This is a genomic window from Conexibacter sp. W3-3-2, assembly GCF_009707605.1.
Classification (GTDB): Bacteria; Actinomycetota; Thermoleophilia; order Solirubrobacterales; family Solirubrobacteraceae; genus Paraconexibacter; species Paraconexibacter algicola.
In genome coordinates this window covers 2,565,732-2,580,213 of sequence record NZ_WLYW01000001.1, presented here as the reverse complement: position 1 = coordinate 2,580,213, position 14,482 = coordinate 2,565,732, and the positions used below count along the sequence as shown (strand labels likewise).

The following is a 14,482-nucleotide window of genomic DNA, read 5'->3' as shown; positions in this document are numbered from 1 at the left end:
TCAGAGCTCGTCGAGGATCGCCCGGCGCCGGGCCGCGTGCTCGGCGTCGGTGATCAGGCCCGCGGCGCGCAGCTCGTCGAGCTTGCGCAGCCGGCCGGCGACCGGGTCGTCGTCGGTCGCCTCGCGGGCCCGGGCGATCGCGCCGAGCTGCCCGGCGAGCGTCGCCATGGCGTCGCCGTCGGCCGGGAACCGCGTCGGCCCGAGGCGCCCTTCGGCGCGGGCACGCGCGAGCACCTCCTCCGCGTCGGCGCTCCCGCGCCGCGCGATCGTCATCAGGCCGAGGATCAGCAGCAGCGAGAACCCGCCGATCGCCAGGAAGGTGATCCCGACGCCGAGCGCGTCACCCGAGGACCCGGGCGGTGACGCCGGACCGTAGGCGACCACCATCGCGGCAGCGCCCATCGCCAGCCACAGGTAGCACCACCACAGCCCGGCGAGCAGCTGCCGCGCGACCGGTGCCAGCGCGATCCCGACCGCGGGCAGCACGAAGATCGAGCCGATCAGCTGGAGCACCTGCCCGCCGGTCCCCTCCGGACAGGGGCGGACCGCGACCGCCCCGGGCGGCGCGCCGCAGGTGCCCGTGCGGATCAGCTCGTAGATCGCCGCGGTCGCGAGCACGATCGACAGGCCGACGATCGCGACGGCGCCGAGCAGGCGCAGCAGCCGGCTCACAGGCCCGCCGCCTCCAGGCAGCGGCCGACCGCGTCGCCCGTCCCGCGGGCGCGGGCCTCCTCGATGCAGACCTGCAGCCGGCGCGCCCGCGCGCCCGTGAGCCGGACCCGCCGGCCGTTGGTGAACACGGTCACCGAGCCCGCGGACGAACGGCCGGGCCGCGCCGCCGGTGCCGTGGCCGGGCGCGGCGTGGCGGCGGGCGGCGGTCGAAGCTCCGGTCGCGTCAGCGCGGCGTCCTCGTCGCTGCGACGCACGACCCGGCCGTCGCGCCGCGCGAACCACGTCTCGTCGCGCGGGCGGACGTCGGCGACCGCCAGCCGCCACTCGCTCTGCGCGACGCGCCCGTCGGTGACCGTCAGGCCGAGGTCCACGCCGGTCACGCGCGCGGCGGCCTCCGGGATCCGGGCGCGGACGCGCGCAACGGCGGCCGGCACACCGCGGAGGTCGACCCGGGAGGGGAGGAGGCCGTCCGCCTCGCTGCGGCCCGCGTCCCGGGCCTCGACGCCCCCGACGACGTCGACCTCGAGGCGGCGCAGGAACGCGCGCCCGTCCCGCACCTGGAGCGTGAGCCCGACGGGCGTCACGGTCAGCCCGGTCACGAGCTCGCCCGCGCGCACCCGCCGAAGGGCGGCGGCGTACGCGGCGCGCAGCGGGGCTGCCCGCAGCAGCGACCGCGCGGACCGGTCGGTGATCTCGCCCCGCTGCGCCTGCTGGACCGGGTCGTCGCGGTTCTCGCGCTCGGCCCGCACGAGGAAGAGCGCGCTGCCGCCGAGGCTGATCGCGCCGAGCAGCAGGACGATCAGCCACGGCCCGACGGTCACGGTCCGGTCCGGGGCGGCGGACGGCCCGTCGACGGGACGCGCGCCCGCGCCCGCGTCCCGCTCGTCGGTGCTGCGTCCGAACGCGTCGGTCCCCATCGCGGCGCACCGTACCCGTCCGCGCGCCAGGACCGAAGCGCGTGGGACCGGTTCGAGACGCGATCGGGCAGGCTCCCGGACGATGCTCCTGCTCTTCGACATCGACGGCACGCTGCTGATCGGCGCGTCCGCCGCGCACCGCGACGCGCTCCACGCGGCGATCCGCGAGGTGCACGGGGTGGCGATCCCGCGTGCCGGGGTCGACGCCGCCGGTCGCACCGACGGGGCGATCGCCGCCGACATCGTGCGCCTCGCCGGCGTGCCGGACGCGCAGGCGCGCGCGGGCGCCGCCCTGGTCCGCGACGCCGCCTGCCGCCACTACGAGCGGCTGTGCCCCGACGACCTCTCCGCCCACGTCGCCGCCGGGGTGCCGGAGCTGCTCGCGGGGCTCGCCGAGCGCGACGACGTGCTCTGCACGCTCGTCACCGGCAACCACGAGCCGATCGCGCGCCGCAAGCTCGCCGCCGCCGGGATCGGCCACCGGTTCCCCGCCGGGCAGGGCGGCTTCGGGTCCGACCACGACGACCGCGACCGGCTGCCCGGCATCGCGCGCCTGCGGGCCGGTACGGGCGTGGGTGGCCGCGCCTACCCGGCCGGCGAGACGGTCGTGCTCGGTGACACCCCGCGCGACATCGCCTGCGCCCGCGCCGACGGCGTGCACGTCGTCGCCGTCACCACCGGGGCCTACGACGCCGCCGCCCTGGCGGCCGCGGACGTCGTGGTCGACGGGGCGGCCGCGCTGCCCGGCGCGCTGCGCGCACTCGGCCTCGACGGCTGAGCGCGCGCCCGGCCGTCCCGCGGATCGACGGCGCCCGCGCGCCGGGGTATCGTCCTCGCGCTCCGGGTCCCCCGAACCACTCCCGCGTGACCGAGCCCACGACCAGCGCCGCAGATCCCGAGATCCGTCGTCCCGACGGGCTGGTCGACCGTGAGCGCGATCTGGCCGTGCTGGAGGCCGCGAGCGCGCGGGCGCGGACCGGAGACGGCGCCCTCATGGTCCTGGAGGGGCCGGCGGGCATCGGCAAGAGCGCCCTGCTCGCGACCCTGCGCGACCAGCTCGACGCGTCGGTCACGACGTTGCGCGCCCGCGCCGGGGACCTCGAGCAGGACTTCCCGTTCGGCGTCGTGCGGCAGCTGTTCGAGGGCCTGCTGGCGGATCCGGCGGTGCGGGAGCGCCGCCTCGACGGCGCCGCGGCGACCGCCGCGCCCGTGTTCCCTCGCCCCCGGGGCGGCGGCGACTGAGGAGGCCGGGGCGTTCGCCGCGCTGCACGGCCTCTACTGGCTGACCGCCGACCTCGCCTCCGACGGACCGCTCGTCGTGCTCGTCGATGACCTGCACTGGTGCGACCCCGCGTCGCTGCGGTTCCTCGTGTACCTCGCGCGCCGCCTGGACGGCCTGCCGGTGCTGCTCGTCGGGACGCTGCGCACGGGGGAGACGGGCACCGATCCGCACCTGCTCGCCGAGCTGCTCGTCGCCCCGCAGACCGAGACGCTGACGCTCGCACCGCTGACGCCGACCGCCACCGCCGGGCTGGTGCGCGCGCGGCTGGGGGCCGACGCCGACGACGCGTTCTGCGTCGCCTGTCACGACGCCAGCGGCGGCAATCCGCTGCTGCTGCGCCAGCTCCTGCACGCCCTGGAGAGCGACCGGGTCGCCCCGACCGCCGAGCGGGTCGGCGCGGTGCTGGAGGTCGGGCCGCGCGCGGTGAGCCGCACGGTCCTGCTGCGGCTGGCGCGACTGGACGCGGACGCCCTCGCGCTCGCCCGCGCCGTCGCCCTGCTGGGGGACGAGGCGGACCTCGGGGTCGCGGCCGAGCTTGCCGGCCTGGACCGCGCGCGGGCCGCCGCCGCGACCGGTCCGCTCGCCCGCGTCGAGATCCTGCGCCCCGAGCTGCCGCTGGGGTTCGTCCATCCGCTCGTGCGCGACGCCGTGTACCTCGAGCTGCCCGCCGGAGAACGCGCCGACGGCCACGCGCGCGCGGCGGAGATCCTGCGCGCCCACGGCGCCGACCCGCGCCAGACCGCCGGTCAGCTGCTGCTCAGCCCGCCGCGGGCGGTCGACTGGGTGGCCGACGAGCTGCACGCGGCCGGCCTCGACGCCGCGACCCGCGGGGCGCCGGAGAGCGCGGTCGCCCACCTGCGCCGCGCCCTCGCCGAGCCGCCCGCCGCGGACCGTCGTGGCCGGCTGCTCTTCGACCTCGGTCGCACCGAGGCGCTCAGCGACGGGTTCGCGGCGGTCGAGCACCTCTCCGCCGCGCTCGAGGAGCTGCGCGAGCCGCTGGTCCGCGTGCAGACCGCCCTGGCGCTGATCCGGCTGCTGATCCTCGTCAACCGGCCCGCCGACGCGCAGCAGCTCTGCCGCCGGATGCTCGCGGAGGTGCCCGCCGACGACGTCGACGTGCGGTCGAGCCTCGAGGCGTTCGAGCGGATCGTCGCGTTCTTCGGCGGCCCGCCGGTCCCGACGCCCTCGTCGTTCGAGACACGTCCCGGTCCGATGGGCGCCACCGTCGGCGAGAAGCGTCTGCTGGCGGTCGCCGCCCTGGAGCGGTGCTTCACCGGCTTCGGCGTGCAGGACGTCGTCCCGGTCGCGCTCGAGGCGCTCGACGGCGGCGTGCTGATCCCGGCGGACGACACGTTCCTGACGATCGCGGCCGCGATCCCGCTGGTGGAGGCCGACCGCGACGAGGCGCTCGCGGTCTTTGACGAGGCCCTGGCCGACGCCCACCGGCGCGGCTCCCAGTTCGCCGTCCTGGGCGTGCACCTCTGGCGCGGGTACACGCTCCTGCGCCGGGGCGACCTGCTCGACGCGCAGGCGTCGCTGGAGCGCGCCGACGCGGGCAACCGCGACTGGGGTGACGACGGCGTGGCGGTGGCCTACGTCGCCGCGATGATGAGCGAGGTCCGGCGCGAGCTCGGCGACCTCGCCGGGGCCGCGCGGGTCCTCGACCGACCGCACGGCGCGCCGCCCGGGGGTGACGCGATGCGGCTCCACGACGGCGCCCGGATCCGCCTGCTCCTCGCCGACCGCCGCAGCGAGGAGGCGCTCGAGGCGATCGACCGGTACGCGCAGATGCTGCAGGCGCTGACGAACCCGGCGTGGAACCCATGGCGGTCGATGCGCGCCGAGGCGCTCGCGCAGCTCGGTCGGACCGACGAGGCGCGCGCGCTCGTCGAGGAGGAGCTGCCGATCGCCCGGGCCTGGGGGGCGCCGAGCACCGTCGGACGGACGCTGCGCCAGCTGGGCGAGCTGCGCCGTGACGAGGGGCTGCTGCGGGAGGCGGTCGAGCTGCTGACGACCTCGACGCAGCGCATCGAGCACGCGCGCGCGCTGCTCGCCCTCGGGACGCTGCTGCGCCGCGAGCGGCGCCCGGCCGAGGCCCGCGATCCGCTGCGCGAGGCCCACGAGCTCGCGGTGGCGCGCGGGGCGACGCCGATCGTCGACGCGGCCCGGGCGGAGCTGCTGGCCAGCGGCGCCCGCCCGCGGGCCACGGCGCTCAGCGGCGTCGCGTCGCTGACGGCGAGCGAGCGCCGGGTGGCGGACCTCGCGGCGGCGGGTCGCACGAACCGCGACATCGCGCAGGAGCTCTACGTCACGCAGAAGACCGTCGAGGTCCACCTGTCGAGCACGTACCGCAAGCTGGGGATCGGGTCGCGGCGCGAGCTCGTCGGGGCGCTGGCCGACGGCTGAGGCCGCGCGGCCCCGGGGTGGGCGCCGGGCAAGGACTGGGGTTCCCGTCTGGGGGTGTCCCCGATGTGGGGGTGGGGGTGCACGGCGCACGATGTCGCCATGCCCCGCCGCAGCTGCGAGATCCGTCTGAGCGTCGACGTCGAGGACGACGACCTCGCCGGCGTCGCCGACGACGGCATCGTGCCGCCGCGGAGCTTCCACGGCTGGCTCGGGCTGCTCGCCACGCTCGACGCGCTGCTCGCCGCGGTCCCGTCCGCGGCCGACGTCGCGGGCGCCCCGGACGAGCCGCCCATGCCCTACGGGGGTGGCTCGTGATGTCGGGCCGGCGTTCAGCGCTCCCGCTCGAGCAGCTCCTCGACCTCGTCGAGCCAGCGCTCGAACGCGTCGAGGATCCCGTCCGCCATGCGGTGCTGCGTGAGCAGGCGCTCCCCGCGGTCGCCGACCTCGGCGGCGATCTCGCGGGCGCGCGCGACGGCCTCGCGGGTCTCCTCGATCTCCTCGCGCAGCGGTGCGAGTCCGGCGAGGACGTCGGCCGGGTCGTCGGCGAGGTCGACGGCGAGGACGCGGACGAGCGCCTCGTGCTGGATCTTGGGCAGGCCGACGGGGGTCCGCACCCAGGCCGCGACGGCGCGCCGTCCCTTTGCGGTCAGGCGGTACCGGACGCGCGGTCCGGTGCGCCCGGCCTCCTCCTTGGCGGACAGGTAGCCCGCGGCCGCGAGCTTCTTGGGCTCGGCGTACCACTGCGAGCGCGGCGCGGCCCAGTAGATGCGGCCGCGACCCATCATCTCGGCGAGTTCCGGGGCGGTGGCGCCGCCCCTGCCCACGAGGGTCAGGACGACGTAGGAGAACGGGTTCAGCGTCACGTGGCACTCCTGGGCTTGACAAGGTCTGAAACAGACTCTACCGTGCCCTCTCGTTCCGAAGAGTCCGTTTCGGACTCTTCACCCGCAGGACCGACGTCAGCACAACGACCCGTCTCGGAAGGAGACCCCATGCCCGCCTCGTCCCACTGGTTCATCGACGCCCTCATGCACGTCCACGTCGACGGCACGGACACCGGTGACGCCTACGCCCTCGTCGAGTGCCTCGCCCCCGCCGGCCACATGCCGCCGCCCCACGTCCACCGCGGCGAGGCCGAGGGCTTCCACGTCCTCGAGGGCGAGCTCACCGTGCACGGGCCGCAGGGCGCGACCGTCCTGCGGCCCGGCGACAGCCTCCACGCCCCGGCCGGTGAGCCGCACACGATCGAGGTCACGAGCGCCGCACCCTGCCGGATGCTCATCGTCTCCGTGCCGGCCGGCTTCGAGCGCTTCGTCCGCGCCTTCGGCGAGCCGGCCGCGACGGACACGCTGCCCGTCCTCGACGGCCCGCCCGACGTCGAGCGCCTCGCGCGGATCGCCGGCGAGCACGGCATCACGTTCGTCGGCCCTCCCGGCACCCGCCCGGCCGAGCTCGCGCCGGCCGTCGCCTGACCTCGCCCGCGACGCCCGCCGCCGTCCACCCGTGGCGGCGGGCACCACCGTTCCCGCCCCTGCTGAAGCGCACCCGAGACCACCATGCCCCGCTCCCGCACCATCGCCCGCATCCTGCCCGCCGTCCTCCTCGCCGCCCTCACTGCTCCCGCGGCGGCGTCCGCGACGCCCACCCCCACGTTCGGCGAGCTCCTGCGCCTCGACGCCGGCGAGCAGCCCTCCACCTACCGGCCGGACGCCGAGAGCCGTGACGGGACCACGGCGGCCGCGTGGCGGGAGAACGCCCGGATCGTCGCCGCCCGGCTCGACCCGGCCGCCGGCAGCGCCGAGGCCCGCTGGTCGTTCGACCGTCCCGGCCGCATCCCGACCGGCCAGGACCCCGTCGTCGCGATCACGGGCACGACCGTGCACGTGGCCTGGGTCGAGACCGGCGACGGGCACGCGGGCATCGTCCTGGCCACCAGCCGCAACGGCGGACGCACGTTCGGTCCGGCGCACGACGTCACGCCCCGCACGCGCGACCACCTCGGCCAGCCGCGCATCGACGCCGACGGCGAGCGCGTCTACGTCGTCTGGTCGCAGACCGCGCCGGGACAGCCGACGCGCCTGCGGGCCGCGGGGTCCCGTGACGGTGGCGCCACCTTCCCGTGCCAGGCGCGCGTCAGCCGGGTCGGCGACCGCGTCGACGAGCGCTACGACGTCGCCGTCGACGGCACGAGCGTCCACGTCACGTGGCTGTCGACCGGGGACGAGCTGCGCTACCGGCGATCGGTCGACGACGGCCGGACCCTGGACGAGCCGCTGACCTTTCCCGCGTCCGGCCTCTCCGTCCCGCGCATCGCGGCGGAGGACGGGCACGTCGTGCTCGTCCACGGCCCGGACGCCGTCGTCCTCGCCTCGGCCGACGGCGGCCACTCCTTCGGCTCCCGCACGCTCGCGGACGCGAGCACGCGCTGCCCCGACCACCACTGCGGCGACCCGCTCGGCCTCGACCTCGACGGCGGCCGCGCGGTCGTCTCCTGGATCGGGCGCAGCAGCGTCTACGCCGCGGCCAGCTCCGACGCCGGACAGCGGTTCGCCGCGGTCGTCCCGGTCTCCCCGATCCTCTACACCTGGCACGCGTTCTCGCAGCCGACCGTCGACGTCGAGGGGGACGTCGTGTCGATCGCCTGGCACGGCGCGCCCCGCGCCGGGACCGCGCAGCAGCCGGACCGGGACCTCGACCCGTACGTCGCCAGCTCGCGCGACGGGGGCGCGACGTACACCGTCAGCGACGCCGACGATGAGGCGCCGGGCACCGCGATCTTCCCGGTCGCCGTCGCCCACGCCGACCCCGCCCCGGCGTCCGGCACCGTCTGGTGGCGCACCCGTGGCGGCCTCTACTCCGATCGCTCGATCCGCTATCGCGGGATCGCGCTCGGGACGCCGAACGCGGAGGTCCTCGACGTCGCGGTGACCCAGGGCACCGAGGACCCGCAGCGCCTCGTCGCGGGCCGCGCCACCGCGGTGCGCGTGCGCCTGCGCGCGACGTTCCCGCGCACCGTCACGGTGCCCGTCCGCGTCACCGCGCGCTACACGCGTCCCGACGGCGACGTCGTGCGGACCGTCGAGGAGGACGTCGCCCTCCCCGGAGGTCGCACCGTCGTGCGTCACCTGACGGTCCCCGGTGCCCCGGAGGCCGGCAGCTACCGCGTGCGTGCCGAGGTCGATCCCGACGGGAGCCTCGGCGGGGAGACCGCCGACGACGCCCGCGAGGTGACGCGCGCGGTCGTCGCGGGGCGGGCGCCGCGCATCCTCGTCGTCGGCCTGCACGCCGCCGACGAGGACCCGGTCGTCTGCGGTCGTGTCCAGCGCCTCGCGGAGAGCGCGCGCGAGTATCTCGAGGCCGCGTGGCCGATCGACCCACGCCGCCTGCGCGTCGACGCGCCCTGCATCGGGCAGCTGACCCACCCGGGCCCGCTCGACTCCGCGGGGATCGCGCAGACCTTCGCGCGGCTGGACCGGCTTGCCGCCGACGGCGCCCACGACCGCGTCGTCGCCGTCGTCCCGGACGGCTGGTTCGCACGCCAGCAGGTCCCCGCGCTCGCCCAGGCGGCCGGCCTCGCGCCGTTCGGCGGGGGCACCCGTGCGGCGATCCTCGACGCCCGCGCGAGCGCCGGCTGGGTCCTCGCCCACGAGCTCGCGCACCAGCTCGGCTGGGTCAGCGCGGAGGCCTCCGACGACGGCCACCTCGACCGCGTGCCCGCACCGGGCTACCGGGTGACGCAGGAGCGGGTCGTCGCCGGGCGGGTCGACGCCATGCACCCGACCGCGTCGCTGGACGAGCTCGCCGACCCCGTGGCCCGCTGGACCTCGCCCGCCTCCTGGGACGGCCTGCTCGACCGCCTCGAGGAGCGCGCCGGGACGGGCGCCCGCATCGCAGCGGCCCCCGCCGCCGGCCCCGTGCTCGACGTGCGCGGCACCGTCCGGGCGGACGCGGCGACGCTCACCGACGTCGGCGCCGCCACCGGCACCCCCGACACCGCCGACCCCGACGGGCCGCTGGCGCTCGAGCTGCTGGACGCCGACGGGGCCGTGCTCGCCACCCACCGCTTCGCGGCGGCGAGCCTGCACGCCGCCGTGGGGATCGGCACCGCCGAGCCGCCGCACGACGCGCTCGCCGACGCCGCGTTCAGCGCGCGGGTCCCGCTCGTCGCCGGCGCCGCGCGACTGCGGCTGCGCCGCGGGCCGGCGGTGCTCGCGACGCGGACCGCGAGCGCCGCCGCGCCCGCGGTGACGGTGGTCAGCCCGGCCGCGGGCGCCACGGTCGGCGCCGGGCAGCGCACGACGATCCGCTGGACCGCGACCGACGCCGACGGCGACCCGCTGCGCAGCACCGTGGAGATCTCCAAGGACGGCGCCGACTGGATCGCCGTCGGCGCCGACCTCGCCGAGCCGCAGATCGAGGTCACCATGCCCGACGCGTTCGTCGGCGACACCGCCCGCGTGCGCGTCACCACCACCGACGGCTGGCACCGCACCACGGTCACGAGCGCGCCGTTCGCCGTCCGCGGTGGACTCGTGGACGGGGCGCTGGTCACCTTCGACCACCGCGACGGGGACGTGTGGACCGCGCCCTCGGCGGGCGGCGGGACCGCCACGCCCATCGCGCAGGCCGCCGGCGGCGTGTACCCGCGCTGGAGCCCCGACGGCACGCGGATCGCGTTCGGGTCCAACGATCCGGCGATCGCCCGCCAGCGCGTGAACGTCGTCGACGTCGACGGCAGCGACCGGCGCGTCCTGTCCCCGGGCGGCGACCTGTGGCCGCGCTGGACCGGCCCGGACACGATCGCCACGCACCACACCACCGACGCCGGCGGGTACCAGGGCTGGTTCGACGCGCGCGACGACGGCAGCGGCAGCTTCGCGCCGCGCGCCGGCCGCTACGCCGAGCCGTGCGACCTGTCGGCCGACGGCACCAAGGTCCTCTACAACCAGGGCGGCTACGCCGTCGGCAAGCCCGACGGCACGGGCCTCGTCTCCGTCCCGCCCGGCTACGGATCGTTCGAGTGCGGCTCGTTCAGCCCCGACGCCAAGCGGTTCGTCGGCATCTCCGGCAACGAGCTGGCGATCATCACCGTCGCGACCGGCGCCGTGCAGCGGCTCGCGGTCGACACCACGAGCTACGACCTGTCGCCCGAGTGGTCGCCGACCGGCGAGTGGATCTACTGGAGCTCGAGCCGCAGCCGCAAGGGCTACAACTTCGACGTCTGGCGGATCCGGCCCGACGGCACCGACGCCCAGCTCGTCCTCGACGGGGACCTCGACCACGACGGCGTGGAGCAGAGCAGCGACGCGTCCTACGTCTCCGTCGACGTGCAGCCGCTGCGCACCGGCGGCGAGTCCGCGTCCCCGCGCGGACCGCAGGCCGACGCCGGCGGTCCCTACACCGTCGACGAGGGCGCGGCGCTGACGCTCGACGCGTCGCGGACCACCGCCGGGGACCGGCCGCTCACCGCGACCCGCTGGGACACGGACGGCGATGGCGCCCACGACGACGAGGCGACCGTCACGTTCGACGACGACACCCGCACGACCGTCGCGCTGCTGGCCACCGACGCGGCCGGGCGCAGCGCGACCGACGACGCGCCGGTGACGGTCCGCAACGTCGCGCCCGCGTTGCACGACGTCACCGCCACCCTGGCGACCGGCGGGACGGTGGGCGTGAGCGCGCGCCTGACCGACCCGGGCCGCGGCGACACCCACACCGCCACGGTCGACTGGGGTGACGGCCGGGGACCGCAGGACGCCGCGGTCCAGGTCGACGGCGGGACCGTGCGGGTCCTGGCGACCCGCGCGGCGCTCGCCGCCGGCACGACCGTGACGCTCACCGTGCGCGACGACGACGGCGGCTCCGCCTCGGCGAGCCTGCCCGTCGCGCCCGCCGCGCCCAACGGCGCCCCGACCGCCGACGACGTCGCGCAGGACGTCCCGTTCGCCACGGGCGTCGACGTGACGCTGCCGGTCGGCGACCCGGAGGGCGACCGCCTGCGCGTCGAGCTGGTCCAGGCCCCGCGGCACGGCCGCGTCGTCGTCGGCGACGACGCCACGGTCGCCTACGTCCCGGCCGAGGACCACGTCGGCGACGACGCGTTCACCTACCGGGCCGTCGACGGCGACGGCGCCTCCCCGGCCGCGACCGTCCGGCTGCGCGTGCTGCCGCCCGCCGCCGACCAGCAGCGCCCCGGTACCCCGGCGCCGGTCCCGCCGCGCGAGGACCGCGACCCGGCGGACCTGCCCGCGGACGCGGCCCCCGCGCCCGGCCGGCCGCTCACCGCCGAGCCCGCCGCCGTCGGAGGCGCCGCCGCACCGGGCGGGACCCCCGGCGGCGGATCCGCCGGCGCCCGCACCTGCGTCAGCCGCCGCAGCCTCACCCTGCACATCCCCGCCCCGCGGCGCGGCGAGGGCGCGCACCGCACGGTCGTGGTCCGCGTCGACGACCAGGTCGTCACCGTGCGCCGCGGCCGCGCCACCCGCGTCCCGATCGACCTGCGCGGCCTGCCGAAGGGCGCCGTGCGCGTGACCGTCGTGATCACGCGCGCCTCCGGCCGCGTCACGCGCAGCACGCGCACCTACCGCACCTGCGTGAAGCGGCAGGCCGCGCGATGACCACGAAGCCCGCCACCCCGAACCAGCCCTCGTCCCGGAGCCTCGCCATGTCCCGTTCCCTCCTGTCGTTCCTGCTCGGCGTGACCGTCGCGGTCGCGCTCGCCTCCTGGGCGATGCCCGCGGGCGCGTGCGCGCAGAGCCCGCAGGACCCGTGCCTGGAGGACCGCGAGACCAGCTGGGTCCGCGGCACCGTGTTCACGGACCGCGTCCCCGACGGGGCTCCACGTGCGGAGATCGACCTCGGCCGGCCCGGCGAGCTCGTGTGGGTCGACGTCGACGAGGACGCGGTCCCCGACGCCGACGAGCCCCGCGCCCGCACGGACGGCGACGGACGCTTCGCGTTCGAGGTCGACCCCGGCGCGTTCCCGGCCGGCAGCCGCCCGCCGCTGCGCGTGCAGGTCGCCGCCGCCAACGCCTGCACGGTCCCCGACCCGTGCGCCCGGCGCGCCCCGTTCGTCCCCGGCGAGGACCTCGAGGACCAGGACTTCGGCATCGCGATCCCCGCGGTCCTGCGCGGGCAGGCCAACGAGGACCTCGACGACGACGGGGTCCGCGACCGCGACGAGCCCGGCGCCCTGAACCTGCGCCTCTACGTGGACCTCGACCGCAGCCGCAGCTACGACCGCGGCGAGCCGACCACGCTCGTCCCGTTCCACGGCGCCTGGGACATCGAGGTCCCGGTGACGCTCCTGGGGCGGGCGCTCACCGTGCGCTCCGAGAACCCGCAGGGCTTCCACTGCAAGCGCCCGCTGTCGTGCGAGGAGACCGTCCCGCCGCTCGGCGCCGGCGAGTTCCGCACGCTGGACCAGCGGATGATCAGCGAGCCGGCCATCGTCTTCGTGCACGGCTTCCTGGGCTCGGAGATCGGCTGCCCGGGCAACAAGGCGTGGTTCGACGGGCTGGGCGCCGACCTGCTCGACATGCAGCTCGGGCCGGACGGCCGCTCGAACATGACGGTCGCCCAGGGCGGCACGCGCTGCTCCGAGCAGGCCGGGCCCACCGGCGGGCTCATCCTCGAGGCGGCCGGCAAGGACATCTACGGCTCGTCCGTGAGCCACTACGCGAAGCTCGCGCGCGCCGAGCGCTTCCGGGCGATCGCCTGGGACTGGCGCAAGGATCCGCGCAGCCAGGTGCACGTCCTCGACCGGGCGATCGACGAGCTGCGCTGCCAGGGACCGACCCCGTGCGACGCCCCGCGGGTGCGCAAGGTCGTCCTCGTCGCCCACTCCCAGGGCGGCCTGCTCAGCCGCGCGTACGTCGCCGACCCGGCCCGCGCGGCGAAGGTCAGCCGCCTCGTCACCGTCGGCACCCCGACGTGGGGCTCGCCGAAGTCGATCTTCCCGCTCGTCGGCGGCGTCGAGACACCGATCGGCGGCCTCGGGATGGACGTGTTCCTCGACAACGACGACCTCAAGGTCCTCGCGCGCAACCTCTCCGGCGGGTTCTCGCTCGCGCCGTCCCCCGCCTACGGGCCGTGGCTCGACGTGCCGACGTTCAGCAGCACCCGGATGGACGCCGACAGCGCGCCGGACTTCTACGCGGCGATCGGCGGCAACGCGCTGCTCGTGCGCCAGCAGGCGCAGGCCCACCGCGAGCTCTACGACCGGTTCGGCTCGCTCAACGGCGTCGACTACCAGGTGGTCGCCGGGCGCGGGATGGCGACGATCACCGACGTGAAGCTCCTCTACGGCGCCGACGAGCGCGTCGAGGCGACCTTCGGCGAGGGCGACCAGACGGTGCCGCTGAAGAGCGCGGAGTTCGACGCGCCCGCCGACCGGCTGCACCACGTCTGCGGCATCTCGCACGTGCCGCTCACCGCCGATCCGCAGACCACGGCGATGATCGACCCGTTCGTGACGATGGGCGAGCCGGTGCGCCCGAACCCGCAGGGCCGGGACTGCCCGGTCGCCGCCACGGTCGTGAACGTCTACGCCGCGACGGCGCTCGGCTTCGACCTGACGGACCCGGTGGCGACCGCGGCGTCCGCGCGCAGCGGGATCGGCGCCGCGCGGGTGCGCGCCCGCTCCGCGGCGACCGGCCGGGCGACCGGTCCGGCGATGACCCCCGCGCAGGCGCAGGCCGCCGGGCTCATCGACCTCGTGCAGGCGGGCGGGCAGACCACGATCGTCGTGGACGACCGCCGCCCGGTGCAGCTCACCGTGCCGGCCGACCGCTCCGGGAAGCCGTACGCGATGACGACGCAGGATCTCGACGGCTCGCGCCACGGCCCCGTGCGCACCTTCGGGGACCTGACCGGAGCGACGGTGCTCGACGCGGGAGCGGCCACGACCCTGCGCGCCGGCGGCCGCGTGCTCCGGCCCTCGCGGGGCGCGGAGCGAGACGCCCCGCGCACGCGAGCGCAGATCGTGCGCCTCGCCGGCGGGCGGGTGCGCGTGACCCTCACGACCCGCGACCGGTCGCTGGTGACCGGCACCTACGTGTTCGTGGGCGAGCGCCGTCGGCGCTACCGGCGCCCGGTCGTGCTCACCGCGGCGCAGGCCCGCCGGGCGAGCTTCGCCTCGGTGGACCGCTGGGGCAACGCGGAGCCGCGCCGCCCGCTGCGGCTGCGCTGAGCGCGCCGGCCG

General features: G+C 77.1%; 10 protein-coding genes. 7 read left to right on the top strand and 3 right to left on the bottom strand.

Annotated elements, in window-relative coordinates:
• Together GKE82_RS12495 and GKE82_RS12490 are read right to left on the bottom strand one after the other, a co-directional pair.
• Positions 1-672 carry an SHOCT domain-containing protein gene (locus tag GKE82_RS12495; protein WP_154733513.1) on the bottom strand — a complete coding sequence of 224 codons (672 nt, stop codon included), beginning with the start codon at positions 670-672 and terminating at the stop codon, positions 1-3.
• Positions 669-1,589: a hypothetical protein gene (locus GKE82_RS12490; protein WP_154733512.1), complete on the bottom strand. Its 921-nt coding sequence runs from the start codon at positions 1,587-1,589 to the stop codon at positions 669-671. The genes GKE82_RS12495 and GKE82_RS12490 overlap by 4 nt, the downstream gene beginning before the upstream one ends.
• A gap of 82 nt (positions 1,590-1,671) precedes the next feature.
• Here GKE82_RS12490 and GKE82_RS12485 point away from each other — a divergent pair, with 82 nt between their 5' ends.
• The 4 genes from GKE82_RS12485 (at position 1,672) to GKE82_RS12470 (ending at position 5,592) form a co-directional block, all read left to right on the top strand.
• Positions 1,672-2,367, top strand: a complete 696-nt coding sequence (locus GKE82_RS12485; RefSeq protein WP_154733511.1) for a haloacid dehalogenase-like hydrolase — start codon at positions 1,672-1,674, stop codon at positions 2,365-2,367.
• Positions 2,368-2,453: 86 nt separating this feature from the next.
• The gene (locus tag GKE82_RS27090; protein WP_196189196.1) at positions 2,454-2,831 is read left to right on the top strand and encodes an AAA family ATPase; all 378 of its coding nucleotides are present in this window, start codon (positions 2,454-2,456) and stop codon (positions 2,829-2,831) included.
• Between the two features lie 76 nt (positions 2,832-2,907).
• Positions 2,908-5,277: a LuxR family transcriptional regulator gene (locus GKE82_RS30770; protein ID WP_154733509.1), complete on the top strand. Its 2,370-nt coding sequence runs from the start codon at positions 2,908-2,910 to the stop codon at positions 5,275-5,277.
• Positions 5,278-5,376: 99 nt separating this feature from the next.
• Positions 5,377-5,592 (top strand): hypothetical protein, encoded by a 216-nt coding sequence (locus GKE82_RS12470; RefSeq protein WP_154733508.1) that lies wholly within the window; start codon positions 5,377-5,379, stop codon positions 5,590-5,592.
• Positions 5,593-5,606: 14 nt separating this feature from the next.
• Here the strand turns inward: GKE82_RS12470 and GKE82_RS12465 are convergent, their stop codons facing one another.
• A complete protein-coding gene (locus tag GKE82_RS12465) occupies positions 5,607-6,140 on the bottom strand; it encodes a PadR family transcriptional regulator (protein WP_154733507.1) in 534 nt (177 codons plus the stop codon).
• A 129-nt stretch (positions 6,141-6,269) separates the two neighbouring features.
• Between GKE82_RS12465 and GKE82_RS12460 the strand changes: the two genes are divergently transcribed.
• From GKE82_RS12460 to GKE82_RS12450, 3 genes are all read left to right on the top strand, one after another.
• Positions 6,270-6,749, top strand: coding sequence for a cupin domain-containing protein (locus GKE82_RS12460; RefSeq protein WP_154733506.1), 480 nt, complete (start codon positions 6,270-6,272; stop codon positions 6,747-6,749).
• Between the two features lie 84 nt (positions 6,750-6,833).
• On the top strand, positions 6,834-11,897 hold the full coding sequence (locus GKE82_RS12455) for an Ig-like domain-containing protein (protein WP_154733505.1): 5,064 nt from the start codon (positions 6,834-6,836) through the stop codon (positions 11,895-11,897).
• 47 nt (positions 11,898-11,944) lie between these two features.
• On the top strand, positions 11,945-14,470 hold the full coding sequence (locus GKE82_RS12450; RefSeq protein WP_154733504.1) for a triacylglycerol lipase: 2,526 nt from the start codon (positions 11,945-11,947) through the stop codon (positions 14,468-14,470).
• Positions 14,471-14,482: the final 12 nt, after the last annotated feature.